This window comes from Phyllobacterium sp. MT110 (assembly GCF_058792715.1).
The window spans coordinates 2,038,035-2,062,391 of the sequence record NZ_JBXAFE010000001.1 but is presented as its reverse complement, the minus strand read 5'-3'; the positions used below and the strand labels follow the sequence as shown (position 1 = coordinate 2,062,391).

Genomic DNA, 24,357 nt, shown 5'->3' with positions numbered 1-24,357 from the left:
CCTTCTGCGGCCCTGTACTAGGCCAATCCAATCAACGCGGCGCTGTTGAACTCCAGGACCTTCTGCTCGTCCTGGTTATAGGCCGCGGACGACATCTGCATCATCGCCCAGCCGGGGCGGGATTGCAGCGCGCGAAAACCGTTCAGCGTCCGGGTGAAGCGGATCGTGTCCCCGGCATAAACAGGCTTCAGCCATTTCAGGTTTTCAAAGCCGGGCGAGGGGCCGAATTGCGGCGGCGTTTCGCCCCGCTCCATGGCCGCCTTGATCTGGCGTTTCATGTCCTCGACATTCAGCCGCATCCAAATGGCCGTCGTGTGCCAGCCGGAGGCGCACAGTGCCCCGAAATTGCTCTTCTTGGCGGCTTCCGGATCGACGTGGAAACGCTGCGGATCGTACTTCCTGGCAAAGGTGACGATCTCTTCGGCGGTGAATGTGTGCGTGCCGAGATCGCGTTCGATCCCGATAAGGGCGGTGAGGGCTGCGCTCATGCTGCGGCGGGCTCCCGCAATGTGAACATGCCGGTGTTCTGCAGTTCGCAGACCACTTCGCCATGCTGGTTGGAGATGGCGTGGTGCAGCACGATGAAACCGAGGTCCGGCTTGGATTTGGATACGCGCCGTTCGATGACCGTGCTCTTGCCGGTCAGCGTATCCCCGGCAAGAACCGGCTTTTTCCACTTGGCGTAGTCGATGCCCGGCGCACCCTGCGATGTGGAATCGAGGAGATAGGCATCACACATCATGCGCATGAACATGGAAACCGTGTGCCAGCCGGAGGCGGCAAGGCCGCCAAGGATGCTGGCCTTTCCGGCAGCCTCGTCCAGATGGAAGGGCTGGGGATCGAACTGGGTGGCGAAATCGATGATTTCACCGGCTTCGACGGATTTCGCGGGGAGCAGCCATTCGCTGCCGACCGTGAAATCCTCATAGGCATATCGGGGGGTGTAGTCGCTCATGCCACCATAATAGGCATGAGCGCATTTGGTTCAAGAGGCCGATTGCATCTGCATTGTGCGTGGTTCGACAAGCTCACCATGAGGGATGTGGTTTGACTGCAAACTCATGGGAGGCATTGCAGGATACAGCTCCCTGCAATCCTCACCCTCCCGCATGGTGAGCTTGTCGAACCACGCACCACAGTGGTGTCAGACTAACGAGTCTCGATTCTAGGTATTGAAACGGAACAGCATGATATCGCCGTCCTGCACCACATATTCCTTGCCTTCGTCGCGCGCCTTGCCGGCTTCCTTGGCGGCGACTTCGCCGCCGAGGGTGACATAGTCATTATAGGCGATGGTCTGCGCGCGGATGAAGCCGCGCTCGAAATCCGTGTGGATGACGCCGGCGGCCTGCGGTGCCTTGGATCCGCGTTCAACGGTCCAGGCGCGGGCTTCCTTCGGTCCCACGGTGAAATAGGTGATCAGGTGCAGCAGCTTGTAACCCGCACGGATCAGGCGATCGAGACCGGGCTCGTCCAGGTTCATCGCGTCCAGATATTCCTTGGCCTCTTCATCGGGCAACTGTGCAACCTCGGCTTCGATGGCAGCGGAGATCGTCACCGTCTCGGCGCCCTGGGCCGTTGCCATTTCCTCGACGGCTTCCGTGTGTTCGTTGCCGGTAGCCGCATCGCTTTCGGCGACGTTGCAGACGTAGAGCACGGGCTTTGAGGTCAGGAGATTGAGGCCCTGCAGAATGAGGAGGTCGTCAGGCGCAATGCCGTTCAGCATGAAGCGGACCGGCTTGCCGCCCTGCAGCAGGGAGAGCGCCTGCTCCATGACGGGAAGAACAGTGAGGGCTTCCTTGTCCTTGACGCTGGCGCGCTTGCGGAACTGCACGATGCGGCGTTCAAGACTGTCAAGGTCCGAAAGCATCAGTTCCGTCTCGACGGTTTCCGCGTCGGAGACGGGGTCGATCCGGCCTTCGACGTGGGTGATGTCATCATCTTCAAAGCAGCGCAGGACGTGCACCACGGCGTCGACTTCGCGGATGTTGGCAAGGAACTGGTTGCCGAGGCCTTCACCCTTGGATGCGCCGCGCACGAGGCCGGCGATATCGACAAAGCTGATACGGGTCGGAACGATGTTGGCCGATTTGCCGATCTTGGCGATGGCCTGCAGGCGCGGATCAGGCACGGCCACTTCGCCGGTGTTCGGCTCGATGGTGCAGAACGGATAGTTCGCAGCCTGTGCGGCAGCTGTCTTGGTCAAGGCGTTGAAAAGCGTCGATTTGCCGACATTGGGCAAGCCAACGATGCCGCATTTGAAACCCATAATCTGCGATCCTTATTCTTTCTTGCCGAAGAGCTTGTTCAGCATGTCGGCCATCGGGCCGGTTTTTGGAATGTTGACGTTCGGCTTGGCCGGACGTGCCTGCCGGATATGGCTTTGACCCGCCGGTTTTGCAACCGGATTCGGTTCGCTCCTGTGGCCGCTGCCGGTGGCGAGCGCCACACGGTTCATGAACCCGGCATCGTCCTTGTTGACGAGCAAACCCGTATTGTCGGCGATTGCCCCGAGAATGGGTTCGACCCATTCCCCGTCCGCCTTGGAAAAATTGCCGAGGACATGGTGTGTCACCATCTCCTTGACGCCGGGATGACCGATCCCGACACGAATGCGCCGGTAGTCCTTGCCGCAATGGGCATCGATGGACTTGATGCCGTTGTGCCCGCCCGAACCGCCGCCCGTCTTCACGCGCAGCTTGCCCGGCGGCAGATCCAGTTCGTCATAGATGACGACGAGATCGCCCAGCGCCGGCTTGTAGAAGCGCATGGCCTCGCCAACGGACTGGCCGGACAGATTCATGAACGTCTGGGGTTTGATCAGAATGACCTTTTCGCCGTCAATCGTGCCGTCGGCGATCAGGGCCTGGAACTTCTTGGTCCAGGGAGAAAAACGATGGCGACGGTGTATTTCATCCGCCGCCATGAAACCGATATTATGCCGGTTTGCAGCATATTGGGAGCCGGGATTGCCAAGACCTGCGATGAGCAGCACGGTGCCATAGCTCCCAATAGAGACGATTACTCGCCGTCTTTTTCTGCCGTTTCAGTGGTCTCGGCTGCTGCCTCAACGGTCTCGTCTTCTGCAGCGAGAACAGCCGGAGCGGCAATCGTGGCAATGGTGAAGTCACGATCGTGGATAACCGATGTTACGCCCTTCGGCAGTGTAACAGCGGAAATGTGGATCGAGTCACCGATCTGCAGGCCGGTCAGATCGATTTCGATCGCATCCGGAATTGCATTTGCCGGGGCATGCAGTTCGACATCGTGACGAACGATGTTGAGAACGCCGCCGCGCTTGATGCCTGGGGACAGTTCTTCGTTGAGGAAGTGAACAGGGACGTTCACGTTCACAACCGACTTTGCCGACACGCGCAGGAAGTCAACATGCACTGGCTTGTCGCTGACCGGATCGAGCTGGAAGTCCTTGGGAAGGACCTGAATGGTCTTGCCATCCAGCTGGATGTTCGCGATCGTCGTCTTGAAGCCGCCGCCGTGAATCTTGTAGTAGAGTGTCTTGTAGTCGAGGGTAATCGAGATTGGTGCCTGCTTGTCACCATAGATGACTGCTGGCACTTTACCGTTGCGGCGAATTTCCCGGGAGGACCCCTTACCAACCCGTTCGCGCGCCTCGGCCTTGAGCTCGTATGCTTCGCTCATGGCATTTCCTTTCGAGGTTCAAATCTGGAGTGTTTTCCGGGTTGTCTGCAAAGAAAGCCCAAAAAACATGAAGCGGTCGCATGGCCATCCGGAACCGGATGAAATGACCGCCCCATTCCGCGTTGCCTCCAAGGGTGTCTACGCGGATGGCGGCTCTATAACGGAAAGAGACGCCATGTGCAAGTTTGTTGCTTGACCGGTATGCCGGGAAAGTCTGTCATTCCACCGTCATGGGCGCTGTTTAGGGCGGGACAACGGAACAGGGACGGGCGATGGCCGGGACAATAGCGCTGGAACAGCAAAAAATCGAGGCGCGCGACGCGTTTTATACCTTCGGCAAGATCGGCCTTCTGTCCTTCGGCGGTCCGGCCGGACAGATCGCGATGATGCACCGCGTGCTGGTCGATGAAAAGCAGTGGATCAGTGAGGAACGCTTCCTGCATGCGCTGAATTTCTGCATGCTGCTGCCCGGTCCCGAAGCGATGCAGCTTGCCACCTATCTCGGCTGGCTGTTTCACGGGGTGAGGGGCGGTGTTGTCGCCGGGCTTCTGTTTATCCTGCCGGGCGCGTGCGTGATGCTGGCGCTGTCGGCGCTCTATGTCAGTTTCGGGCAGGTGCCCGTCGTCGAAGGGCTGCTGTTCGGTCTGAAAGCGGCCGTGCTGGCGATTGTGCTCGAGGCCCTGATCAAGGTCGGCAAGCGCGCTCTGACCGACTATCCCGCCTATGGCATCGCCGTTTGCGCATTTGTCGCCATTGCCTTCATCAAGATGCCGTTCCCGCTGGTCATCCTGATCGCCGGGCTTTTCGGCTTTGCGCGCTATCGCCTGACCAATAGAGTGTCCCCGTCATTGCCGGACAGAACCATTGCCGAACCCGCGGCGCGCGGCGCTTTCCAGTCCGCCCTGGTGTGGACCATGCTCTGGCTGGGGCCGCTTGCGCTCTTGCTGGCCGGGTTGGGGCAAAGCAACGTCTTTGCCGCCGAAGCAGCCTTCTTCTCCAAGATGGCCGTCGTCACCTTCGGCGGCGCCTATGCGGTACTGGCTTATGTGGCGCAGCAGGCGGTGGATTATTATGGCTGGCTGAAGCCTGACGAAATGCTCACCGGGCTGGGGCTGGCTGAAACCACGCCCGGACCGCTCATCCTGGTGCTGGCCTTTGTCGGTTTCGTCGGCGGCGCGCGCCTGTCCGGCTTCGATCCGCTCACCGGCGGGCTGCTTGGCGGGCTGACGGCGCTGTGGTTCACCTTCGCACCATGTTTTCTCTGGATTTTTGCCGGTGCGCCCTTTGTCGAGCGGCTGCGCCATGTCGGCTGGCTGAAAGCCTCGCTGGCGGCGATCACCGCCGCCGTCGTCGGTGTCATCGCCAATCTTGCCGTACGGTTCGGCCTGCACGTGCTGTTTGGTGCGTTTCAGGAGAGGCTGTTTGGCCCGCTGCATCTGCCGGTACTGAACCTCGCCGCCTTTGACTGGGCGGCGGCAGCCATAGCGTCGGGAGCGGCAGTCGCACTGATTGCGCTGCGCTTCAACATGCTTGTTGTTCTGGGACTGGCAGCGCTGGCCGGAATTGCGCTCCGGCTCTAATCGAACAGGCTGGAAACCGATTCTTCCGAGGCTGTGCGCGAAACCGCTTCACCGATCAGATCGGAAATCGACAGGACACGGATATTGTGCGCCGCTTCGATGGCCGGTGTCGGCTGGATGGAGTCGGTGATCACCAGTTCCTTCAGCTTCGAGCCGGCAATACGGGCGACAGCACCGCCGGAAAGCACGCCGTGGGTGATATAGGCGGTGACGCTGGTGGCACCCTTGGCAAGAAGTGCTTCGGCCGCGTTGCACAATGTGCCGCCGGAATCGACGATATCGTCGAACAGCAGGCAATCCTTGCCGGTGACTTCACCGATAACGTTCATGACTTCCGATTCACCGGGACGGTCGCGGCGCTTGTCGACGATGGCAAGCTGCGCGTCGATGCGCTTGGCCAGCGAACGGGCACGCACCACACCGCCGACGTCGGGCGAGACGACCATGACGTTCGATGTGCCGTAATGAGCGCGGACATCGCGGGCGATGACCGGAACGGCATAGAGATTGTCGGTCGGGATATCGAAGAAGCCCTGGATCTGGCCGGCGTGCAGATCGAGCGTCAGCACGCGGTTTGCACCGGCTTCGGTGATCAGATTGGCAACCAGCTTGGCGGAGATCGGGGTGCGCGGACCGGGCTTGCGGTCCTGGCGGGCATAGCCGAAATAGGGAAGGACTGCGGTGATGCGCTTTGCCGAGGACCGGCGGAAGGCATCGATCATGATGAGCAGTTCCATCAGGTGATCGTTGGCCGGGAAGGAGGTCGACTGCATGACGAAGACATCTTCGCCGCGCACGTTTTCCTGGATCTCGACAAATATCTCCTCGTCGGCGAAGCGCCGGACGCTGGCCTTTCCAAGCGGAATATTGAGATATTTGGCGACAGATTCAGCGAGAACGCGATTGGAATTGCCCGCGAATAGTTTCATGCCCGTATTTTCCCCGGTGCCAGCCAAGTGAAGGATATGCCGGGCCTTTTACTGTGCCTGACGCACATTGCAAGCGGGCAGGGCAGATTCATGCACAGTTCCTCGCTAATATCGCGTCAAACGCGTAAATATGTCACGTCTTGGCGCCGGATACCCATTTCAGATAGCCGTCGATTGCCTTGTCGGCGATTGATTCCATCACCTTCGGAGGCACGGTGCTCCAAGGGTCGGTTCCGTTGCCGGGGACGATTTCCTGTCCCTGAATACGGTGAAGCCGGGTTCCCGCAGGGTCAAGCACGTCCCAGACATAGATGATCGTCGTCTGGTTGCCGTCGGGCAGGGCGGAGAAGTAGCCCTTCATGATATGCGTGTTGTCGGTATCGGCGGCCGTACCCAGAACGATGCCCTTGGCCTTGGCCAGCGCCGAGAGCCGTTGCGACAAGGGTGTGGCGGCGGCAATCGGCGCGCCGACGATCGGGGCGAAACGCAGTTTTGCCGTGCGGGACACACCCGGCTGCGCGGCGCCCGATGCAACGGCGGTGCCTGCGGGCGTGGCAGTTCCCGGTTGCGGCGTTGCTGCCGGTGTCCCTGGCGCCGTGGCCGTCGGTGTCGCGGTGGTCACCGTTGCCGGCGTTGTGCCCGGCGTGACCGTTCCCGGCGCTGCAGCTGTGCCTTGCGCTGCCGGAAGGTCTTTCTTTGTCACGCCCATCGGCGATTCGGCGCTGTTGCAGGCACTGAGGCCAAGAGCCGCCAGCGCCGCACAGGTATAGGTCAGTGATTTGCGAGACATCATCTTTGGTCTAACCCCATCATGAGCCATAGTTGTGCCATCTCGAAAAAAACGAAAGCTGACAAAAGTTTTATTTTACGATCAAGTCAAGAGGTTGGCGCGAAAGTGGCTCGGCAGCGCCATTGGTCGTGAGGTAGGTCCGTCCCAATGTCATGGCCGTACCGCTGTCGGAATCCATGATGATCATATGGGCAAAAAGCGTCATGTCGGGCTGTATCCGCTCCGGATTGCCGGCATAGAACATCGGCATGTCCATCCATGAGGGTGTGAAGCGCGCGCCTTGCGAATAGCCGCAGGCATTGAGCCGGTGCCGCGTCAGGTCATGGGCCTCCATCACCCGGGAATGCGCGTCAAAGACATCACCGAAAGTTGATGCCGGAGTCATCGCCTCTTCAACCGCCTCGAGCGCCTCGCGGGCCGCGTCATAGAGCTCCAGATGGCGTTTCGACGCCTTGCCGGTCAGCACGGTGCGCATCATTGCCGCGTGGTAGTGGCGATAGACACCGGCCCATTCCAGCGTGAGCTGATCGTTTTTCGTGAGCTTGCGCCGCCCGGCCTTGTACCGGCACAGCAGTGCATCTTCGCCCGAACCGATGATGAATTCGTTGGCCGGGTAATCGCCGCCGCCAGCAAAGATGGCGCCCTGCATCGCCGCGAGGATATCGCCTTCGTCGGCACCGGCCTTGATGAGCTTCAACGCTGCATCCAGCGCCTCGTCGCCAAGTTCGGCCGCCTTGCGGCTATAGGCGATTTCAGCGGGGCTTTTCAGCACGCGCAGCCTGTCGACAAGACCGGATGCGTCGACGATCTGGCCAAAGGCGGCCAGTTGCTCATCGAGCTTGCGGCCATTGGCGGCGGTCAGGCCGTGGGTCTGGTATTCGACGCCGATGCGTTTGCCGAGCAGGTCGAGATCGTTGAGGAGTTCGCGCAAATCCGCTGCCGGATTGGCATTGTCGCGGTCGGCCCAGATCACGATGTTTTCGATGTTCGAGGTCTGGCGCGCCTGGCGCAAATCGGCCGAGCGGGTCATCAGCACCTGGCTGCCATCGGACTTGACGACGAGACACTGGAAGAAGCAGAAGCCGAACGTGTCATAGCCGGTCAGCCAGTACATGCTCTCCTGCGCGAAGAGCAGAATGGCATCCAGCTTCTGCTCGGCCATCACCATCATCAGGCGGTCGCGGCGTGCCGCAAATTCCTCGGGCTCGAAATGAAGGGCCATCATTGTTCCTCTAGAATGGTGATCGCCGAGATCTGGCGACCATAGTCCGGTTCCTTGCGATGGGTGGTGCGCCGGTAGGAGAAAAACTGGTCTTCCTCGGCATAGGTGCATTTCTCCAGCGCGGCGGCGTTCACCCCGGCATTGCGCAACCGCATGGTGATGAAAGCCCAGAGATCGAACATCTTGTGGTTTTCCTTGGCGGAGTCGCGGAAAAAATGGGTGTAGGACGGGTCGGTTCCGGTGAACTGATCATAGAATTCCGCGCCGACTTCGTAATTGTCGGGGCCTATCGTTGGTCCCAGCACCGCCTGGATGTTGTCGCGTTTCGCACCGAGCGCAATCATCGCGTCGATGGTGTTTTCCAGTACGCCGCCAAGGGCGCCGCGCCAGCCCGCATGGGCCGCGCCGATGACTTTCGCATCGCGGTCGGCAAACAGGATCGGGCCGCAATCGGCCGACAGCGCGCCGATGACAAGGCCGGGTGTCGCAGTCACCATGGCGTCGGCCTTGGGCCGCTCGCCGGTGAGCGGCGCCGTAACCGTGATGACATCGGGCGAATGCACCTGATGCACGGTGACGAGATGGGAGAGGTCGGCTCCCAGTGCGCTGGCCACGCGCCTGCGGTTTTCCCGGACATGGTCCTGGTTGTCGTTGGAGCCGCTGCCGACGTTCAATCCGGCGTAGATACCTGTGGAAACGCCGCCGATACGGGTGAAGAACCCGTGAGCGATTCGATCTTTCTCGGGAGACCCCAGCAGGGAAGCGTGCAGCGCTACTGGTTTTTCAGACGTGATCATGCCGGATTGCTCTTTCTCAAGGCTGCGGATGGTGGTGGAGCATCGACGCGAAGTCAATTGCTTCCGTCATATGGATTCGAATGGAAACAAATGTGTGGCGGAGTCCGCGATGCAAAGCACCTTGAACAGCGTGCCCATCTGATCGGGGCCTGCCAACCGCTCGACATCGGCGCGGATCTGCTCCTGGAACGCTGCCGGCTTGCCGCGGCCGAGGGCGCCGGCGCGGTCGAGCAAGCCCATCGCGATGAGAAAATCTCCCTGCGTCATGGCATTTGCCGTGCAGCCTTCAGAACGCGCGGCCTTTGCCAGCATGGCAAAATCCACATGGCTTGTCAGGTCGGCTTCACCCGGCGTGTCCAGCACGTCAACAGGCTTATGGCTGCGCAGCGCCTGCAGCGTATCGCCGAAACCCTGGTGCAGATGGCCGTAATCGAAGAGCAGCGCCGCGCCGCGCGCGCGGTGCAGGCGTTCGGCGATGTCCTGCATCAGCGCGCTGCGTGCCGGGGCAAATTCGACAATGCTGCCATCGGGTGCCGTGCTGTGTCCGGCGGGCAAGAGCGCCGTATCGATCGATCCGCTTCCCGCCGCAAATGCCAGGTTGCCGCCGTCGTCCACGGTGACGATGCGGTCGACGAAACGCCCGCCCGATTTGACGTACTGGCGGACCGGAATGGCATCGAACAGCTCATTGGCCAGGAGAACCAGCGGACCGGATGGCAAATCGCCGAACTGCGCATGCCATTGGATTTCAAGACCGGAGGCGGCGAGTGTCTCTTTCTGGATCTGCGCGAGGCGCGGGCTGATCTCGACCATGCGGATCTGTGCCGCCGCGATAAAATCCGGGGCAAGCTTTAACGCCGTCCGCAGCACGTCCTGCATCAGCGTGCCGCGTCCGGGGCCCATCTCGCACAGGATGAATGCGGCGGGCGATCCCATCGCCTGCCAGGCGCTGACGCACCAGACGCCGGCAAGCTCGCCGAACATCTGGCTGACTTCCGGGGCGGTGATGAAATCACCCTCGCGGCCGAATGGTTCGCGCGTCGTGTAATAGCCGGCATCCGGATCGAACAGGCACATCGCCATGTAGTCGGCAACGCTGACCGGGCCTGTCAGCCCGATCTGCCGGATGATGCGTTGTTTCAGTGTCATCGTCCGGTGGAAACTTCCGGGTTGCGGGCGGTCAGCAGTGCCCACAGGCCGACGAGCACCATGGGAACGGACAGGATCATGCCCATCGTCAGCCAGCCGCCATAGAGGTAGCCGAGCTGGGCATCCGGCTCGCGGAAGAACTCGACAAAGATGCGCGACAGGCCATAGCCGGTGATGAAGGCGCCGCCGATAAAGCGCGGGCTCTTCAGCTTGCGGCCGTAAAAGATCAGCAGCGCCAGCGTGGCAAACAGGACGATGCCTTCCAGCGCCGCCTCGTACAACTGGCTCGGATGGCGGACGAACGGGCCTCCCGTCGGGAAGATCATGCCCCAGGGCACATCGGTGATGCGGCCCCAGAGTTCGCCATTGATGAAATTGGCAACACGGACCAGCCCGAGGCCGACGGGAACGCCCGCGGCGATGGTGTCGATCATGCTGAACACCTTGATCTTGCGCGAGCGGGCAAACAGAATCATCGCCAGCGTGGTGCCGATCAACCCGCCATGGAAGGACATGCCGCCTTCCCACACCTTGAAGATGTCGAAGGGGTGGCTGATGTAGCGGGCCAGATCGTAGAACAGGATATAGCCGATGCGTCCGCCCAGAACCACGCCGAGCGCAGCCCACAGGACGAAGTCGTCGAGATCGTTGGGCTTCATCGGCGGCGTGTTGTTGGCCCACAGGCGCGGCTTGCTGATGAGTTTTTTGCCATACCACCAGGCGAAGAGAATGCCGACGACATAGCCGAGGCCATACCAATGAACGGAGAACGGCCCGATGGAAAAGATCACCGGATCGATATTGGGAAATGCGATCGCGGCCATCGTCGGGACAAGTATTTCGCTCACAATAGGCACTCCGTCATCATCAGGTTCATCGGCGCGGACCATGCGCGAGGGCAGGAACAGCGTCAAGCCGCCTGTCCGGTAACATTTGTGCAATTATGACCTTCGCTTGCAATCGCCTGCCGCGGCGATTATTTGATGGGGAAAGCAACAGAGGTATCTGCCATGACCAATGGATCAAACCGCGTTCTTGATGAACTGGCCAAGCTCGTGACCGACGCTGCCGGTGCAGCGCAGGGCGTCCGCCGCGAAGTCGAAACCGCTTTCCGTGGGCAGGCTGAACGGCTGCTCAACACCATGGATGTGGTGCAGCGCGAGGACTTCGAAGCGGTGCGCGAAATGGCCATCCGCGCCCGTGCCGAAAACACGGCGCTGCTCGCCCGTATCGAAGCGCTGGAAGCGCTCGTCGGCCATAAGGAAAAGCCCGCCGCCGATGCGGCCAAACCGGCAAAGGCAGCAGCGTCCGGCACGCGCGCCAAGAAGGACTGACCGTCAAAAGAATCGCATTTTTGCAGGCCCATTGCCCGTGTCCGGGCAGTGGGCCTTTTGCATTTTTGACCGCTTCGGAATCACGGACACTCTCTGCGGGGCGCCCGGGCGCCGTTTCGCGGTGATTTATCCGGCATATTCGGGCTGTCCTCAAAATAAATCTTAAGAAATTATCAACAGGTGGAAATCGCCGAAAATCGTTTTCTTAGAGTCAGTTAAAGGCTGGTCGTGAATCATTTTCATAACATCTGTCCACACCCATTCGCGCCATTTGGCCAAAAGGGGACTGGCGCTCGGACTCAGCATCAATACACTGAAATTACAGCATGATTCGTTTCAATGGTCATGCAGCGGGTAACAAGTTCATATCCGTGGTCCGGCTGGTGCGTACTGCCTGCCGGTGAGTTTTCAAGCGTTAGGTGTCCTTTGGGTGGGTGCGCTGTGCTCCCGCAGCGTCAGATGAGATTCGATTGAGCAGGTAATGGCGATGAGCCTTCTGGAAATAGAGATTGCGCGTGATTTGCATCCGGTCGATGTGATTGAACATGTGGCCCATGCCAATGAATGGGCTTTCGAGCGCACCGGGGATGACGAGATTGCCATTACGGTCGAGGGCAACTGGACCGATTACCAGATTTCCTTCTCGTGGATGGAAGATTTCGAGGCGCTGCATCTGGCCTGCGCCTTTGACATCGCGGTCAGCGAACCGCGCGTCAATGAAGTGATGCGCTTGCTGTCGCTGATCAACGAACAGCTGCTGATGGGGCATTTTGATCTGTGGCGCCAGGAAGGCGCGGTGATGTACCGCCAGTCGCTGCTTCTGTCCGGCGGTGCGGAACCGACGAGCAAACAGGTGGAAGTGCTTCTGTCCAGTGCGCTGGATGCCTGCGAGACCTATTTCCAGGCATTCCAGTTTGTTGTCTGGTCGGGCTCGACAGCACGGGAATCGCTCGATAGCATTCTGTTCGAGACGGTCGGTTCTGCCTGACCTGCAGCATGTCGGTTTGTTTGAGTTGAATGTGATGACCATCAGTTTTGATGATTTTGAGAAAGTGGATATCCGCGTCGGTACGATCGTCGAGGCGGAAACCTTCCCGGAAGCGCGCAAGCCGGCCTTCAAGCTCAAGATCGATTTCGGCCCGGAAATCGGGGTGAAGAAGTCCTCCGCGCAGATCACCAAGCACCATACGCTGGACGAGCTGAAAGGCCGCCAGGTGATGGCGGTGGTCAACTTCCCGCCGCGCCAGATCGGCCCGTTCATGTCGGAAGTGCTGACACTGGGTTTCCCGGACGAGGAGGGCGGCGTTGTTCTGGCCGCCATCAGCAAGCCGGTGCCGAACGGCGGCAAGCTGTTCTAGGCTGCGCGCAGGGCTTTCTCCACCGCGTCCGGCGACTCCTCGATGACTTTCAAAAGCAATCGTCCTGCCGGATCGGGCTTGCGGCGCCCTTGCTCCCAGTTGTTCATGGTTGCAGCCGGAATGCCAAAACGGCGCTCGAAATCCTTGGTCGATTTGGCATAGCGCTTGCGAATTTCCTTGATCCGTTCCGGCGGCATGGGATCGATATTGATGGTCTCAAGCGCGACCTCACCGCGCTTCCATGCGAGAGCCTCTTGCAGTCCCTCCAGGAGGCCGTCGCCAAATTCGCTCTTTTTACTGGTCATCCCTGAGTTCCCTGAGCATTGTCAGTGCTGCCTTGCGCTGATCGGGCGTGAGGTCGGCCTGTTCTGATTTTCGGTAGGCAAAGAGCATGATCGCCAGATCATCCGTCACCATCACATAGTAAATGGCGCGGCCACCTCCGCTTTTTCCCTTGTTGCCAAGCGCAAAGCGTATTTTCCGCAACCCTTCCAAGCCTTGTATGACATCGCCTGAAAAAGGGTCCAGAGCGATTGCATGCTCCAGCTTGCTGATTTCCGCATCGGAGACGCCAAGCCGTTTCAAATCTTTGAGATAGCGTTTGGTGCGGACGATTTTCATGATCAATAATACGCCAATGGCGCAATTCCGCAAGAGAAATTACGCCATTGGCAGTGTGCTTCTACTTCACGCGATGATCCAATCTAGATCGTCTTCGCCGCCATCTCCTTGGCGATGTAGTCCGCCTGCCGGATGGCAAGCGTGACAATCGTCAATGTCGGGTTTTCCGCCCCGCCCGAGGTGAACTGGCTGCCGTCGGAGACGAAGAGATTCTTGATGTCGTGGCTCTGGCCGAACTTGTTGACCACGCCATCCTTCGGCTTCTCGCTCATGCGGTTGGTGCCCAGATTGTGGGTTGACGGGTAGGGCGGTGTCGGCAGGGTGCGGGTTGCGCCGACGGCCTTGTAAAGGGCCTGACCCTGTTTGTAGGCATGGTTGCGCATCGCGGTGTCGTTGGGGTGGTCGCTGAAGTTCACATTGGCAATGGGCAGGCCGTACTGGTCCTTCTCCTCCTTGTGCAGGGTGATGCGGTTGTTCTCGTGCGGCATGTCCTCGCCGACGATCCACAGGCCGGCCATGTTGGCATATTCATCAAGCGCCGAGGTGAAGGAACGGCCCCAGCCGCCCGGATCGAGAAACGCTGCCATGAAGGGCAGGCCGAGCGACAGCGTTTCCATTTCATAGCCGCCGACAAAGCCGCGCGCCGGGTCATGCCGTGCCTCGTCGCGGATGATACCGGCCATGGTGGTGCCGCGATACATGTGCACGGGCTTTTCGAAGATGCCGTAGACCGAGCCGGTGGTGTGGCGCATGTAGTTGCGCCCGACCTGGCCGGAGGAGTTCGCCAGTCCATCCGGGAACATCGTCGAGGCGGAATTCAGCAGCAGGCGCGGACTCTCGATCGAATTGCCGGCAACGGCAACGATGCGGGCCTTCTGCACATGCTGCTTGCCGTCCTTGTCGACATAGAGCACGCCGGTCACCTTGCCGCTCTTGTCGTGCTCGATCTTCTGCACCATCGCATTGGGGCGCACTTCCAGCCTGCCGGTGGCTTCCCCCTTGGGGATTTCCGTATAGAGCGTCGACCATTTGGCGCCCCATTTGCATCCCTGGAAACAGAACCCTGTCTGCTGGCACGCCATGCGGTCATCCCGCTCGGCGGAGTTGATCGCCATGTTGCCGGTGTGGCATTCCTTGTAGCCGAGCTTGTCGGCTCCGGCCTTCAGCACCTTGAAGTTGTTGTTGCCCGGCAGGCCGGCAATGCCATTGGTGCGGGTCACGCCCATCTTGTCCTCGGCCTTGGCGTAATAGGGCTCGAGCTCCTTCAGGGTGAGAGGCCAGTCGAGCAGGTTGGCGCCCTCGAGCTTGCCGTAATGGCTCAGCGTGCGGAACTCGTGCTCCTGCAAACGCAGCGAGGCACCGGCCCAATGGGTGGTGGTGCCGCCAACCGACTTGACGATCCACGCGGGAAGGTTGGGAAAATCCTTGGCGACCCGCCAGTCGCCGGATGTGCTGCGTTTGTCGACCCAGGCAAGCTGGCCGAAACTGTCCCATTCGTCATTGATGAAGTCTTCATATTCGTGCCGGGCGCCGGCTTCGAGTATGACGACGTCGATGCCCTTCTGCGCGAGTTCGTTGCCAAGCGTACCGCCGCCGGCGCCGGAACCGATGATGACGACAACGTGGTCGTCCTTGAGATCATAAGGTGCAGCCATGGTTTCCTCCCGATAGGCTGAAGAACAATGTGCGATGGCCGAGACGGCTCAAAGCCACTCGATGTCGCTGAAGCCGCGGGCGATATAGCCGCCCTTCGAGTAGGATTCGCCTTCATAACCAAAGAGCGGCCACAGCTCCTTCTGGTTGTAGAGCCCGGTGACAAGACCACCTCGAATTGTCTGGAAGAACGGCGTGTCCTCGATCTGGCGCAGCAGTTTCAACCGGTGCTCTTCCCAGTCGAGACCGAGATAGCCGCCTTTGCCGGCCCGCTTGTCGAGGTCGGCGATGCCGGTTTCTATCAGCTCCTTCTGCTTGGGATCGGACCCTGCCTTGGCGTCGTAGGGTTTGACGGCAATGGCGTAGAAGCGGTCCGGAATGTTGTCATGCGGGTAGATATCGCGCGCCAGTTGGATCAGCGTCGCCATGGTCTCGGGCTTGAGATTGGATGTCTCGAGGCCCCAGGCCTGCTGCGGATGGATGATGGAATTGCCGCTGATGACCAGCAGAGCGCCGAGGCTGGCCATGCCGCCCCGTTTGAGCAGTTCACGCCGTGACAGGCCTGCCTGCGTGGCGCTGCCGGATTTGCCCGGCTCCGCGGCCTTGCGGTTGAATATCGTTACCATGGATTTCCTCCCTTGCTTGCTATCGGCGCTCTCCCCCGAGCGCGCCCTTGCTGGCTGATGGCGTCCTCCAACGCCGTTCAGCCGGTTTCAGACAAACCGGCCCTGTCGTTGCAGGACTTCAATCTTGTAGCCGTCCGGGTCTTCGACGAAAAAGAACCGGGCCAGCAGCGCGCCCTCACGCTTGAATTCGACAATGTCACGGATTTTGAAATCGAGATCTTTCAGCCGGGTGTGCTGGGCGTCGAGATCAGCGACGCTGACCGCGAGATGGCCGTAGCCGTCACCGAGATTGTAGGGTTCGGTGCGGCCCTTGTTGATTGTCAGTTCGAGCTCGAATGCCGTTTCGCTGTTCCTCAGATAGACGAGCGTGAAACTGTCGAAATCCAGCCGGTCGGCGACTTCGAGGCCGAATGCCTGTTGATAGAATGATACGGACCTGTCCTCATCGAGCACGCGGATCATGGAATGGATGGCTTTTGCCAAAAAGACCTCCTTTGACGTTGCGCCCCGCGGCAAAACTTTGGTTGCAGTTGCAGGACATGTCGGCGATTATGGACCCGGGAAAACAGAATGGGTGGCAATCGGCTACCACACCGCCGGAAGAGCGGAATAATTTTCGCCGGCAACCGATCCGGTGCGCAAAATTTCACCTGCCGGGATGAAGCGCATCAAGGGGATGGCCGAGGGCGAAGCAGAAAAGGGAGGTTCGTTGGATGTGTAAGGTATTTGCAGAACAGGATCCGGAAGGCTACCGGCAGATCAACCGTTCTGTGCGCATTGCCGGGCATTCCACCAGCATCCAGCTGGAAGTCACGTTCTGGAAGCTTCTGGACGAGATCGCCGTCAGCCAGAACATGACGACGCCGCGCTTCATCTCGACGCTTTACGATGAGGCCCTGCAGGCCAATGGCGAGATTCCGAATTTCGCCTCGATGCTGCGCACCACCTGCGCGCTGTATTTGCGCGGTGTCCAGGCAACCGCCGAAACCTCCTGCGTGACGCCGATCGGCAACCGGGCCGCCTGACGATCAGGCGGGAATACGCACGACGGCGCGCAGGCCGCCCATGGGGCTTTCGTCCAGGGTGATATCGCCGCCATGGCTGCGGGCAATGTCAAGCGCGATGGCAAGCCCGAGGCCGGTGCCGCTGGCATCCTGATTGCGCGCCTCATCCAGCCGGAAGAATGGCTTGAACACCTCATCGCGCATCTCCTTGGGGATGCCGGAGCCGTCATCGTCGATGGTGATGCTCAGCCAGCCGTCGCGGTGATCGGCGGTGACGACGACATTCTTGGCGTAGCGGAACGAGTTCGATACCAGGTTGGAGATCAGGCGCGAGAAGGCATTGGGCCGGACCTGAATCTCCGGTTCGCCGCGAATGCTGGACTTGAAGCCGCGCTCCAGCAGGGTGCCTTCCTCTTTCAGTTTGGTGAAGAGGCGTTCCAGGTTGAAGGTGCCGGTTTCTTCCTCCGCCTCGCTGCGGGCGAAGGCGAGATAGCCCTCAAGCATGGACTGCATGTCCTCGATGTCCTGCTCCATCGCTTCGGTATCGACCTTGTGGCCGACCAGCGCAAGCTGCAGCTTGAAGCGGGTGAGGATTGTCCGCAGGTCGTGACTGACGCCGCTCAGCATGGTGGTGCGCTGCTCGATCTGGCGTTCGATGCGCTCGCGCATGACGATGAAGGCCGCGCCCGCCCGCCGGACTTCCTCCGCGCCGCGCGGCTTGAAATCGGGCGGTGTCGCCCGGCCCTTGCCGAAACTGTCGGCGGCCGCGGCCAGCTGCTGGATCGGCTTGATCTGGTTGCGCAGGAACAGGATGGCGATGGCCAGCAGCACCAGCGCCGAGCCGGACATCCAGACCAGGAGAATCAGCGTGTTGGAGGCATAGGCCTGGCTGCGGCGGGCAAAGACCCGCAGGACCTTGCCTTCCAGCTGGATGCGGATTTCGACGAGATCGGAATCGCCTATTGTGTCGATCCAGAACGGCCGGTTGATCTGCTTGGTGATCTCGGCGCTCAGCGGTTCGTCAAGAATGGAAAAAAACGGCTTCGGACCGGGTGCAGGCAAGGGGTCGGGCGGCAGGATGGAGATGTTGAGCGACAATCTCTCGCGCGCAATGCGGATGAGGTTTTCATAGCCGGGGTCCTGCGGATAGGAGTCCATCAGGTCGATGATGCCGGAGATGTCGCGCACCACGGCCGTCGACAGGCGCTGGGTGACCGTCTGCCAGTAGCGCTCCATGAACACGAAGGCGATGACCGACTGCAGCAACACCATGGGTGCGATGATAATGATCAGCGAGCGGGCATAGAGCCGTTTCGGCATCCACTGCGCCAGCCAGCGGGAAAACTTCCGCCAGGGGCCGAGCAGCGTGCTGCGGCGGCGGCGCCAATGCCGCTGCCTGACTGCCAATGCGCGTTTTGCACTGTCCGTTTGTGCCATATGATCGGTGCCCACTCGCGCATTGGTTATTGCGTCCTGATCCCGCGGATCGGGACGTTTACTCCACGCTCAATTTATAGCCGACGCCGCGCACCGTCTGCAACCAAACCGGATTGGCCGGATCATTTTCTATCTTGCGGCGCAGCCGGTTGATCTGCACGTCGATCGTCCGTTCGCCGACATCGCCTTCCTGGCCGGTCAGCTCATGCCGGGGCACGGTTTCACCGGCACGGGCCGCAAAGATCGCCATGATATCCTGCTCGCGGTCGGTCAGCCGGATCAGTTCGCCCGAACGCTTCAACTCGCGCTTGGCGATGACGAAGGTATAGGGGCCGAAAACGATCTGCTCGATCTTGGCCTGCGATGCCGGGGCGCCGCGGCGCAGGATATTGTTGATGCGCAGGATCAGTTCGCGCGGATCGAAGGGTTTCGGCAGATAATCATCCGCACCGGCTTCGAGACCGCTGATGCGGCTGTCGGTTTCCGACAGGGCCGTGAGCATCAGGATGGGAACGCTCTTTTCCTGGCGCAGGGACTGGGTGAGGGCCACGCCGCTTTCACCCGGCATCATCACATCGAGGATCAGCAGATCGTAGTCAATGCCGGCAAGCTTGCGCCTGGCCTCGTCCGCATTGGCAGCCACCGTAATGCGAAAGCCGCTGCCGGTCAGATATTGCGACAGCAAGTTTCGAATCCGGGTGTCATCGTCGACAATGAGCAGGTGCGGCGCATCGTCTGAAAGCGGAAGTTCTTCACTCACCAAAATCATTCCTTCTCTCTCCGGGCATTGGCGCCCGCCCTTGGTCCCCGGACGTCCCTATCCGGCATAAACTAACCTGCCTGTGGCAGACTGTCGATCTGTTGCCTTTGGCCTGGATTGACCATCGCTTTGAGGAAATGTTCGATCACGGCCCGGTCAGCCAGACCGATTTGCTCCAATGCACTGCCAATGCGGCGTGATTGCGGTGCGGCAAGCTCAAGCGCGAGTTCTCTGCCCTTCATGGTGGGATAGAGTTCGCGCTGCCGCCGGTCGCGCGGGCCGGGTATCTGCACGACATGGCCCGTGTCGATCAGCTGCTTGAGAACACGGGCGAGACTCTGCTTGGTGATTTGCAGCACATCCAGCAGTTCCGCAACGGTCATGCCCGGCTTACGGTTGATGAAGTAGAGAACCCGGTGATGGGCGCGGCCGAAAGTCAGCTTTTCCAGAATCAGATCCGGGTCGGCGGTGAAGTCACGGTAGGCAAAGAAAAACAGCTCGATGAGGTCGAGTTCGCGCGCATCCGCCTTGGTCAGGGCTGTCTCAATATGCCGATCCGGTGTATAAGGTTTCATGCAGGGCTCCCGCTCTCATTCATGTGTCGCCGAATAATATGTCAGTCTTGTTGACTTAATTTTAGACTGCTGATAATTTTTGGCAAGCTGTTGGCCGCATTTTGAATGAAACGAAAAGCCAATAAGTGTTTCCGGGACATTTTTCCTCATCGAAACGCCTATTGCTGCCACGCATGGTCCCGAAAATCGGCACGATTTTCATCGGGGGATCAGGCGTGAATTCGAAATGGACAGCGTCCTTTGCGCGTTCAAGAAGAACGCGCGGCGCTGTCGGGAGCCAAGGTTCACCAATTGTGAAACGGGAACAATTGGCGTCGTCTCAAACCCGTCAAACGATCAGGAATCAAACGCCTGGAGGAAAACATGGCATCCGTACCATTTGATCAGCTTGAAGGTTACATCTGGATGAATGGCGAATTCGTTCGCTGGGCAGATGCTAAGGTTCACGTGCTGACTCATGGCCTGCACTATGCAAGCTCGGTCTTTGAAGGTGAGCGCGCCTATGGCGGCGAAATCTTCAAGCTCAACGAACACACGGAGCGTCTGCACGAATCGGCGCGTATTCTTGGCTTCACCATTCCCTATTCGGTCGAAGAACTGAACGATGCCTGCCGCAAGCTTCTTGCCAAGCAGGGCTTTCAGGATGCCTATGTGCGCCCGATCGCCTGGCGCGGCAGCGAGTCGATGGGCGTTTCGGCCCAGAACAACAGGATCAACGTGGCCATCGCCATCTGGCAGTGGCCAAGCTATTTCGACCCGGCGCAGAAGCTCAAGGGGATCCGTCTGGATATGGCGGAATATCGCCGCCCGGATCCGAAGACGGCCCCGTCCAAGTCCAAGGCCGCCGGCCTGTACATGATCTGCACGATCTCCAAGCATGCTGCCGAAGCCAAGGGCTATGCGGACGCGCTGATGCTCGACTGGCGCGGCCAGGTGGCCGAAGCCACCGGCGCCAACGTGTTCTTCGTCAAGGACGGTGTCATTCACACGCCGAAGCCGGATTGCTTCCTCGACGGCATCACCCGCCGCACGGTCATCGAGCTGGCCAAGCGCCGCGGCTATGAGGTTGTCGAACGGGCGATCATGCCGGAAGAACTGGAAGGTTTCGAACAGTGCTTCCTGACCGGGACGGCTGCGGAAGTGACGCCGGTTTCGGAGGTCGGGCCATACCGCTTCACCGTTGGCGAGATCGCGATCAACCTGATGAACGATTACGCCGCCGAAGTAACACCGAAGAAAGCAGCAGCGGAATAACTCGCAGTATCAGAGCGCAAATAAGGCGCGCTCAGCCCGATACTGCAAGCTTGCTAACGAAAACAACCGGTTGATACCTCTTTATTGAGGCATCAACCGGTTTGACATTGCCCAAAACTTAGTCAACATGCCAGTGTCAGGCATGAGTCTGGCGCGAAACGTTGACGGGGTGTCAATTATGGGTGCACTTCTTCCTCTCATCATCCAACTGATCTCAGGGGCTGTCGGCGGCAATGTTGTCGGCGGTATTCTCAAGAACCTGACTCTTGGCCCGACTGGCAACACGATTGCCGGCGGCGTTGGTGGACTAGTGGGTGGCTACTTGACGCAATACCTTGGCGCCGGTGGTGCCCAGCTCGTGGCAAACGCAGCATCATCGTCGGGATTGGATCTCGGCTCAATCATCGGCAATGTTGCCGGTGGCGGTGTTGGCGGTCTTATCCTCACTGCAATCGTTGGTGCGATCAAGAACGCGCTGGCCAAGTCCTGATCATCACAGGATGCAAGCGATTTTCAAGGGCGGTCCCATTGGCCGCCCTTTTTATTTGGGCTAAAGCCTGATGTACGAGATTTCCGAAAGCATAGGGTTGGAACAAAATGGGACAATTGCAGGCCGGTATCATCCCCGTGACGGCCTTTCAGCAGAACTGCACGATCCTCTTCGACAGCGATGACAAGCATGGCGTCCTGATCGATCCGGGCGGTGACAATGATCAGGTGCTCCATGCCATCCGCTCCAACGGCATCACCATCGACGCCATCTGGATCACCCATGGCCATATTGATCATGCGGCAGGGGCCATGGATATGAAGGAGGCGCTCGGCGTCGATATCATTGGTCCGCACGAGGCGGATAAATTCCTTCTGGATTCTATGGAGGAGAAGGCGGTCCAGTACGGCATCCAGGGCAGCGGCGTGCGCAACTGCACGCCGGACCGCTGGCTTGCGGATGGCGATACGGTGTCCTTCGGGTCGCATGTGTTCGAGGTGCTGCATTGTCCGGGCCATGCGCCGGGGCACGTGGTTTACTACAACCGGGCCGCCAAGTTCGCCCATGTCGGCGATGTCCTGTTCAACGGCTCGGTCGGCCGCACGGATTTGCCGGGTGGCGACCACGAGACCCTGGTCAACTCGATCAAGAACAAGCTGTTTCCGCTTGGCGACGATATCGGCTTCATCTGCGGGCATGGCCCCGGCGGCCGTTTCGGCGAAGAGCGCCGCACCAATCCGTTCCTGACCTGACAAAAAGCCCGCCGGAGCGATCCGGCGGCCTTTTTTCAATCCGGCTGATCAGCGATCAGTTGGCGTTGCAGAAATATGCACGTCCGTCATAGCCGCGGAACGTACCGGTTTCTGGATTGAAGGAGCGGTAGCGGTCGGCGCAATAGCGATACCAGGCGCGTGACCACGGCTGGGCGCTGCCATAATAGACCGGGCGCACTTCGCGATAGACGCGAACCGGCGCGGCGCGATAGACGGGACGATCATCGTAGTCGCGATAGATCACGTCGGGTTCGCGTGGCTGGGCGAGCGCGCCGCCGATGAGCGCACCTGCGGCAAGGCCAATGGCGCCGGCTGCGAGCGCATCGCCGCCGCCGCGATGATGATGACGGCGCCAGCCCCAATCATCAGCCGATGCTGACGAAGCAAGCGGAACGGCGATCGTTGCAAAAGCTGCCGTCGCAAGAATGGCAATCTTCATACCTTTAAACATCTGTGCCTCCTTTGAAGCATCCTTGGCGGAACTTTTGGAACCGCCTGATCGTGTTGGGCTGGACTTTCAGTGGGGGCGCCAGCCGTGATGTGTGTTTTAAACGTTCCAGAATGAATGCAAGCTGAACGGAAAGCGGGCACTTTCGTTCCCTGCATCCCATGCGGGAAAAGCACATCGACATCATAATATCAGCAAATCCATGGCAAGGAACGAGCGAAGGGTGCCGAAATCGGATATTGGGGGGGGGGATTTCCACGCAAAGCATCCGCTTTGCGGACGCGCAGCCATCGCCGCGACCGGGGAGGTGGACTTTCAGGGAAAACCCCCGGGCGTGTCCGGGGGTCCCGAAGCGGCTTGCGCCGCCTGAATTATTCCGTAACCGTGATGTTGACGGCCTTGGGGCCCTTGCCACGACGGTCAGGCTCGGTATCGAAGGAAACCTTCTGATTGTCTGCGAGACCTGTGAGGCCGGATGCCTGAACAGCGGAGATATGGACAAAAATGTCCGCTGCGCCGTCATCCGGTTTGATAAAGCCAAAGCCTTTTTCACTGTTGAAGAATTTGACCGTACCGGTCTGTGCCATGCTCCGTTCCTTTTCCTTACTTACCGCGTTCCCCTCCGGGCTTGCGGGATTGGTAGTGCCGCCTTTTGTAAGATACATCCGGCGTAAATCATGCAGGCAGTTCTCGAATTCAGGAAAGGAGCCGATCATTGCCGGGATTTCCCCCGACCCGGTATTCTTGCGGTTCCGGCGCGCCGTTCTTCCAGTCTTCCAGTGTTCGCAGATGCCCGAACGCTTTGAGACTGCTAGAATAAGTGTTTTTTGGCAAGCAAAAGTTTTTCCATCGTTTAGGCGACTATATCGAACAGCTGTGCAGCCGACATACTTCGCCGCGCAAAATCGTTGCCTGCAACCCATGTATTAACCGCGCCGGCCACCGCAATTCGAGGTTGTACGTGGTAGTGATGCCGCATAAAACTGTCCAAATGGTCAAATATTGACGTCTGGCCCTAACGGTTGCGCAGAACAATACATGCGCCGCCCGCGCCATGCAGCTTGGCGCAGATGGCATTGGCTTCGCCGCGCGTATCGGCGCCGATGCGCACGGCATAGATGCCGCGCCGACCCATCGGCGTGCGATAGCGGCTGATGACCGGCTCGTGCTGGTTCAGGATGGCAGGAAAGGCGCGGCGCAACCGTTCCATCTGGTTCACGGCGGCCGAGCGGCGGAAGTTTCCGGCAATCTGGATGCCCCAGGGTTTCGGCTTGATCTGGGCCATCGAGATCGTCGCCGAACGGACAACCGGCAATTGGCGGCAGGCGGCATCGAAGCCCAGTTTGACATTGAGCGGCGCAGCGCCGATCTCCGCGCCCGCCGCAAAGTCATCGGCCGGACGCCCCGTGATATCAAGCACATAGTCCTCGGTTTCGAGTGGCAGAAAGCCGCCGCTCGACAGCCATTTCGCCACGCGTGTCGGTCCGGCATTGTAGGCGGCCGCTGCCAGTCCCCAATTGCCGAAGGTGGCGCGCAGGTCCTTGAGCAGCGCCGCCGATGCCGGAAGCGCCTGGGCGAAATCGAAGGGATTGGCCAGCTGCCGCTCCCGGGCGGTGCCCGGCATGAACTGGGCGATGCCTTGCGCGCCGACCGGGCTTTCCGCCTGGTCATCGAAGCGGCTTTCCTTCCAGATCAGGCGGGCAAAGAAGTCGCGCGGCACGCCGTGGCCGTCGGCCTGGGTGGCGATGGCGGCGCATATCTGGCTGACGGTCGGGGCGGGCGGCTGCGGCGGTGCCGGTACGGACGGGTTATCGGCCGCAAGCACGATCGATGCGGTCAGCATGGCGAGAGATGCACCCAGAGCGATCTTACAAAGCGCGTTCACCCAGCCCCCATT

30 protein-coding genes are annotated in these 24,357 nt (G+C 59.9%); 8 read left to right on the top strand and 22 right to left on the bottom strand.

Annotated features, from left to right (window positions below):
• Positions 1 to 17 precede the first annotated feature (17 nt).
• From AC1Q5O_RS10440 to AC1Q5O_RS10420, 5 genes are all read right to left on the bottom strand, one after another.
• Positions 18 to 488, bottom strand: a complete 471-nt coding sequence (locus AC1Q5O_RS10440) for a MaoC family dehydratase (RefSeq protein WP_492562784.1) — start codon at positions 486 to 488, stop codon at positions 18 to 20.
• Positions 485 to 955 (bottom strand): MaoC family dehydratase, encoded by a 471-nt coding sequence (locus AC1Q5O_RS10435; RefSeq protein WP_464661345.1) that lies wholly within the window; start codon positions 953 to 955, stop codon positions 485 to 487. The genes AC1Q5O_RS10440 and AC1Q5O_RS10435 overlap by 4 nt, the downstream gene beginning before the upstream one ends.
• 210 nt (positions 956 to 1,165) lie before the next feature.
• Positions 1,166 to 2,269 (bottom strand): redox-regulated ATPase YchF, encoded by a 1,104-nt coding sequence (gene ychF, locus AC1Q5O_RS10430; RefSeq protein ID WP_288192688.1) that lies wholly within the window; start codon positions 2,267 to 2,269, stop codon positions 1,166 to 1,168.
• A 12-nt stretch (positions 2,270 to 2,281) separates the two neighbouring features.
• Positions 2,282 to 2,995: an aminoacyl-tRNA hydrolase gene (pth, locus tag AC1Q5O_RS10425; RefSeq protein ID WP_492562781.1), complete on the bottom strand. Its 714-nt coding sequence runs from the start codon at positions 2,993 to 2,995 to the stop codon at positions 2,282 to 2,284.
• 26 nt (positions 2,996 to 3,021) lie between these two features.
• Positions 3,022 to 3,660, bottom strand: coding sequence for a 50S ribosomal protein L25/general stress protein Ctc (locus tag AC1Q5O_RS10420; protein WP_223612577.1), 639 nt, complete (start codon positions 3,658 to 3,660; stop codon positions 3,022 to 3,024).
• A 272-nt stretch (positions 3,661 to 3,932) separates the two neighbouring features.
• On the opposite strand from AC1Q5O_RS10420, the gene chrA reads away from it, so the two are divergent.
• Positions 3,933 to 5,240, top strand: a complete 1,308-nt coding sequence (gene chrA / locus AC1Q5O_RS10415; RefSeq protein ID WP_492562778.1) for a chromate efflux transporter — start codon at positions 3,933 to 3,935, stop codon at positions 5,238 to 5,240.
• Here chrA and AC1Q5O_RS10410 read toward each other — a convergent pair.
• From AC1Q5O_RS10410 to lgt, 6 genes are all read right to left on the bottom strand, one after another.
• Positions 5,237 to 6,169: a ribose-phosphate pyrophosphokinase gene (locus AC1Q5O_RS10410; RefSeq protein WP_223612579.1), complete on the bottom strand. Its 933-nt coding sequence runs from the start codon at positions 6,167 to 6,169 to the stop codon at positions 5,237 to 5,239. The genes chrA and AC1Q5O_RS10410 overlap by 4 nt on opposite strands.
• A 133-nt stretch (positions 6,170 to 6,302) precedes the next feature.
• Positions 6,303 to 6,959, bottom strand: a complete 657-nt coding sequence (locus tag AC1Q5O_RS10405) for a hypothetical protein (protein WP_492562775.1) — start codon at positions 6,957 to 6,959, stop codon at positions 6,303 to 6,305.
• A gap of 70 nt (positions 6,960 to 7,029) precedes the next feature.
• Positions 7,030 to 8,181, bottom strand: coding sequence for a M24 family metallopeptidase (locus tag AC1Q5O_RS10400; RefSeq protein WP_464663327.1), 1,152 nt, complete (start codon positions 8,179 to 8,181; stop codon positions 7,030 to 7,032).
• Positions 8,181 to 8,978, bottom strand: coding sequence for a peptidoglycan editing factor PgeF (gene pgeF / locus AC1Q5O_RS10395; protein WP_492562773.1), 798 nt, complete (start codon positions 8,976 to 8,978; stop codon positions 8,181 to 8,183). The genes AC1Q5O_RS10400 and pgeF overlap by 1 nt, the downstream gene beginning before the upstream one ends.
• Positions 8,979 to 9,044: 66 nt before the next feature.
• Complete coding sequence (locus AC1Q5O_RS10390; protein ID WP_492562771.1) at positions 9,045 to 10,127, bottom strand: class I SAM-dependent methyltransferase; 1,083 nt, start codon at positions 10,125 to 10,127, stop codon at positions 9,045 to 9,047.
• Positions 10,124 to 10,975 carry a prolipoprotein diacylglyceryl transferase gene (lgt, locus tag AC1Q5O_RS10385; protein WP_492562769.1) on the bottom strand — a complete coding sequence of 284 codons (852 nt, stop codon included), beginning with the start codon at positions 10,973 to 10,975 and terminating at the stop codon, positions 10,124 to 10,126. The genes AC1Q5O_RS10390 and lgt overlap by 4 nt, the downstream gene beginning before the upstream one ends.
• A gap of 162 nt (positions 10,976 to 11,137) precedes the next feature.
• On the opposite strand from lgt, the gene AC1Q5O_RS10380 reads away from it, so the two are divergent.
• The 3 genes from AC1Q5O_RS10380 to AC1Q5O_RS10370 all read left to right on the top strand — a co-directional run bounded on the left by AC1Q5O_RS10380 (position 11,138) and on the right by AC1Q5O_RS10370 (position 12,819).
• Positions 11,138 to 11,461, top strand: a complete 324-nt coding sequence (locus AC1Q5O_RS10380; protein WP_346304959.1) for an accessory factor UbiK family protein — start codon at positions 11,138 to 11,140, stop codon at positions 11,459 to 11,461.
• Between the two features lie 487 nt (positions 11,462 to 11,948).
• Positions 11,949 to 12,449, top strand: coding sequence for a type III secretion system chaperone family protein (locus tag AC1Q5O_RS10375; protein WP_091877999.1), 501 nt, complete (start codon positions 11,949 to 11,951; stop codon positions 12,447 to 12,449).
• Positions 12,450 to 12,483: 34 nt separating this feature from the next.
• Positions 12,484 to 12,819 (top strand): tRNA-binding protein, encoded by a 336-nt coding sequence (locus AC1Q5O_RS10370; protein ID WP_223612586.1) that lies wholly within the window; start codon positions 12,484 to 12,486, stop codon positions 12,817 to 12,819.
• Here AC1Q5O_RS10370 and AC1Q5O_RS10365 read toward each other — a convergent pair.
• The 5 genes from AC1Q5O_RS10365 to AC1Q5O_RS10345 form a co-directional block, all read right to left on the bottom strand.
• Complete coding sequence (locus AC1Q5O_RS10365; RefSeq protein WP_463013280.1) at positions 12,816 to 13,124, bottom strand: helix-turn-helix domain-containing protein; 309 nt, start codon at positions 13,122 to 13,124, stop codon at positions 12,816 to 12,818. The genes AC1Q5O_RS10370 and AC1Q5O_RS10365 overlap by 4 nt on opposite strands.
• Entirely contained in the window at positions 13,114 to 13,440 is a 327-nt protein-coding gene (locus AC1Q5O_RS10360; protein WP_492562764.1) for a type II toxin-antitoxin system RelE/ParE family toxin, read from the bottom strand. The genes AC1Q5O_RS10365 and AC1Q5O_RS10360 overlap by 11 nt, the downstream gene beginning before the upstream one ends.
• Before the next feature lie 83 nt (positions 13,441 to 13,523).
• A complete protein-coding gene (locus AC1Q5O_RS10355; RefSeq protein WP_492562762.1) occupies positions 13,524 to 15,095 on the bottom strand; it encodes a GMC family oxidoreductase in 1,572 nt (523 codons plus the stop codon).
• 48 nt (positions 15,096 to 15,143) lie between these two features.
• Entirely contained in the window at positions 15,144 to 15,719 is a 576-nt protein-coding gene (locus AC1Q5O_RS10350; protein ID WP_492562760.1) for a gluconate 2-dehydrogenase subunit 3 family protein, read from the bottom strand.
• A gap of 87 nt (positions 15,720 to 15,806) precedes the next feature.
• Positions 15,807 to 16,202, bottom strand: a complete 396-nt coding sequence (locus AC1Q5O_RS10345) for a VOC family protein (RefSeq protein ID WP_492562759.1) — start codon at positions 16,200 to 16,202, stop codon at positions 15,807 to 15,809.
• Between the two features lie 230 nt (positions 16,203 to 16,432).
• Between AC1Q5O_RS10345 and AC1Q5O_RS10340 the strand changes: the two genes are divergently transcribed.
• Positions 16,433 to 16,744 (top strand): ribbon-helix-helix domain-containing protein, encoded by a 312-nt coding sequence (locus AC1Q5O_RS10340; RefSeq protein WP_223612590.1) that lies wholly within the window; start codon positions 16,433 to 16,435, stop codon positions 16,742 to 16,744.
• A 3-nt stretch (positions 16,745 to 16,747) separates the two neighbouring features.
• Here the strand turns inward: AC1Q5O_RS10340 and AC1Q5O_RS10335 are convergent, their stop codons facing one another.
• From AC1Q5O_RS10335 to AC1Q5O_RS10325, 3 genes are all read right to left on the bottom strand, one after another.
• The gene (locus tag AC1Q5O_RS10335; RefSeq protein WP_492563146.1) at positions 16,748 to 18,043 is read right to left on the bottom strand and encodes a sensor histidine kinase; all 1,296 of its coding nucleotides are present in this window, start codon (positions 18,041 to 18,043) and stop codon (positions 16,748 to 16,750) included.
• Positions 18,044 to 18,218: 175 nt separating this feature from the next.
• Positions 18,219 to 18,929, bottom strand: coding sequence for a response regulator (locus AC1Q5O_RS10330; protein WP_223612591.1), 711 nt, complete (start codon positions 18,927 to 18,929; stop codon positions 18,219 to 18,221).
• A 62-nt stretch (positions 18,930 to 18,991) separates the two neighbouring features.
• Entirely contained in the window at positions 18,992 to 19,495 is a 504-nt protein-coding gene (locus AC1Q5O_RS10325) for a MarR family winged helix-turn-helix transcriptional regulator (protein WP_403183865.1), read from the bottom strand.
• 363 nt (positions 19,496 to 19,858) lie between these two features.
• Here AC1Q5O_RS10325 and AC1Q5O_RS10320 point away from each other — a divergent pair, with 363 nt between their 5' ends.
• The 3 genes from AC1Q5O_RS10320 (at position 19,859) to AC1Q5O_RS10310 (ending at position 21,991) form a co-directional block, all read left to right on the top strand.
• Positions 19,859 to 20,749, top strand: coding sequence for a branched-chain amino acid aminotransferase (locus AC1Q5O_RS10320; protein ID WP_464661336.1), 891 nt, complete (start codon positions 19,859 to 19,861; stop codon positions 20,747 to 20,749).
• 178 nt (positions 20,750 to 20,927) lie between these two features.
• On the top strand, positions 20,928 to 21,239 hold the full coding sequence (locus AC1Q5O_RS10315) for a hypothetical protein (RefSeq protein ID WP_472460661.1): 312 nt from the start codon (positions 20,928 to 20,930) through the stop codon (positions 21,237 to 21,239).
• Positions 21,240 to 21,346: 107 nt separating this feature from the next.
• Positions 21,347 to 21,991 (top strand): MBL fold metallo-hydrolase, encoded by a 645-nt coding sequence (locus AC1Q5O_RS10310; protein ID WP_492562757.1) that lies wholly within the window; start codon positions 21,347 to 21,349, stop codon positions 21,989 to 21,991.
• Between the two features lie 55 nt (positions 21,992 to 22,046).
• Here AC1Q5O_RS10310 and AC1Q5O_RS10305 read toward each other — a convergent pair whose 3' ends face one another.
• From AC1Q5O_RS10305 to AC1Q5O_RS10295, 3 genes are all read right to left on the bottom strand, one after another.
• Positions 22,047 to 22,463: a BA14K family protein gene (locus tag AC1Q5O_RS10305; protein WP_223612596.1), complete on the bottom strand. Its 417-nt coding sequence runs from the start codon at positions 22,461 to 22,463 to the stop codon at positions 22,047 to 22,049.
• A gap of 368 nt (positions 22,464 to 22,831) precedes the next feature.
• Positions 22,832 to 23,047: a cold-shock protein gene (locus AC1Q5O_RS10300; protein ID WP_105732051.1), complete on the bottom strand. Its 216-nt coding sequence runs from the start codon at positions 23,045 to 23,047 to the stop codon at positions 22,832 to 22,834.
• A 428-nt stretch (positions 23,048 to 23,475) separates the two neighbouring features.
• Positions 23,476 to 24,303 carry a transglycosylase SLT domain-containing protein gene (locus AC1Q5O_RS10295; protein ID WP_472462457.1) on the bottom strand — a complete coding sequence of 276 codons (828 nt, stop codon included), beginning with the start codon at positions 24,301 to 24,303 and terminating at the stop codon, positions 23,476 to 23,478.
• Positions 24,304 to 24,357: the final 54 nt, after the last annotated feature.

Bases quoted from the DNA above. Each gene is read 5' to 3' on its own strand.
- AC1Q5O_RS10440 (WP_492562784.1), bottom strand. From the start codon at position 488: ATGAGCGCAGCCCTCACCGCCCTTATCGGGATCGAACGCGATCTCGGC.
- AC1Q5O_RS10435 (WP_464661345.1), bottom strand. From the start codon at position 955: ATGAGCGACTACACCCCCCGATATGCCTATGAGGATTTCACGGTCGGC.
- ychF (WP_288192688.1), bottom strand. From the start codon at position 2,269: ATGGGTTTCAAATGCGGCATCGTTGGCTTGCCCAATGTCGGCAAATCG.
- AC1Q5O_RS10420 (WP_223612577.1), bottom strand. From the start codon at position 3,660: ATGAGCGAAGCATACGAGCTCAAGGCCGAGGCGCGCGAACGGGTTGGT.
- chrA (WP_492562778.1), top strand. From the start codon at position 3,933: ATGGCCGGGACAATAGCGCTGGAACAGCAAAAAATCGAGGCGCGCGAC.
- AC1Q5O_RS10410 (WP_223612579.1), bottom strand. From the start codon at position 6,169: ATGAAACTATTCGCGGGCAATTCCAATCGCGTTCTCGCTGAATCTGTC.
- AC1Q5O_RS10405 (WP_492562775.1), bottom strand. From the start codon at position 6,959: ATGTCTCGCAAATCACTGACCTATACCTGTGCGGCGCTGGCGGCTCTT.
- AC1Q5O_RS10400 (WP_464663327.1), bottom strand. From the start codon at position 8,181: ATGGCCCTTCATTTCGAGCCCGAGGAATTTGCGGCACGCCGCGACCGC.
- pgeF (WP_492562773.1), bottom strand. From the start codon at position 8,978: ATGATCACGTCTGAAAAACCAGTAGCGCTGCACGCTTCCCTGCTGGGG.
- AC1Q5O_RS10390 (WP_492562771.1), bottom strand. From the start codon at position 10,127: ATGACACTGAAACAACGCATCATCCGGCAGATCGGGCTGACAGGCCCG.
- AC1Q5O_RS10380 (WP_346304959.1), top strand. From the start codon at position 11,138: ATGACCAATGGATCAAACCGCGTTCTTGATGAACTGGCCAAGCTCGTG.
- AC1Q5O_RS10375 (WP_091877999.1), top strand. From the start codon at position 11,949: ATGAGCCTTCTGGAAATAGAGATTGCGCGTGATTTGCATCCGGTCGAT.
- AC1Q5O_RS10370 (WP_223612586.1), top strand. From the start codon at position 12,484: ATGACCATCAGTTTTGATGATTTTGAGAAAGTGGATATCCGCGTCGGT.
- AC1Q5O_RS10365 (WP_463013280.1), bottom strand. From the start codon at position 13,124: ATGACCAGTAAAAAGAGCGAATTTGGCGACGGCCTCCTGGAGGGACTG.
- AC1Q5O_RS10360 (WP_492562764.1), bottom strand. From the start codon at position 13,440: ATGAAAATCGTCCGCACCAAACGCTATCTCAAAGATTTGAAACGGCTT.
- AC1Q5O_RS10355 (WP_492562762.1), bottom strand. From the start codon at position 15,095: ATGGCTGCACCTTATGATCTCAAGGACGACCACGTTGTCGTCATCATC.
- AC1Q5O_RS10350 (WP_492562760.1), bottom strand. From the start codon at position 15,719: ATGGTAACGATATTCAACCGCAAGGCCGCGGAGCCGGGCAAATCCGGC.
- AC1Q5O_RS10340 (WP_223612590.1), top strand. From the start codon at position 16,433: ATGTGTAAGGTATTTGCAGAACAGGATCCGGAAGGCTACCGGCAGATC.
- AC1Q5O_RS10335 (WP_492563146.1), bottom strand. From the start codon at position 18,043: ATGCCGAAACGGCTCTATGCCCGCTCGCTGATCATTATCATCGCACCC.
- AC1Q5O_RS10330 (WP_223612591.1), bottom strand. From the start codon at position 18,929: ATGATTTTGGTGAGTGAAGAACTTCCGCTTTCAGACGATGCGCCGCAC.
- AC1Q5O_RS10325 (WP_403183865.1), bottom strand. From the start codon at position 19,495: ATGAAACCTTATACACCGGATCGGCATATTGAGACAGCCCTGACCAAG.
- AC1Q5O_RS10320 (WP_464661336.1), top strand. From the start codon at position 19,859: ATGGCATCCGTACCATTTGATCAGCTTGAAGGTTACATCTGGATGAAT.
- AC1Q5O_RS10315 (WP_472460661.1), top strand. From the start codon at position 20,928: ATGGGTGCACTTCTTCCTCTCATCATCCAACTGATCTCAGGGGCTGTC.
- AC1Q5O_RS10310 (WP_492562757.1), top strand. From the start codon at position 21,347: ATGGGACAATTGCAGGCCGGTATCATCCCCGTGACGGCCTTTCAGCAG.
- AC1Q5O_RS10305 (WP_223612596.1), bottom strand. From the start codon at position 22,463: ATGTTTAAAGGTATGAAGATTGCCATTCTTGCGACGGCAGCTTTTGCA.
- AC1Q5O_RS10300 (WP_105732051.1), bottom strand. From the start codon at position 23,047: ATGGCACAGACCGGTACGGTCAAATTCTTCAACAGTGAAAAAGGCTTT.
- AC1Q5O_RS10295 (WP_472462457.1), bottom strand. From the start codon at position 24,303: ATGCTGACCGCATCGATCGTGCTTGCGGCCGATAACCCGTCCGTACCG.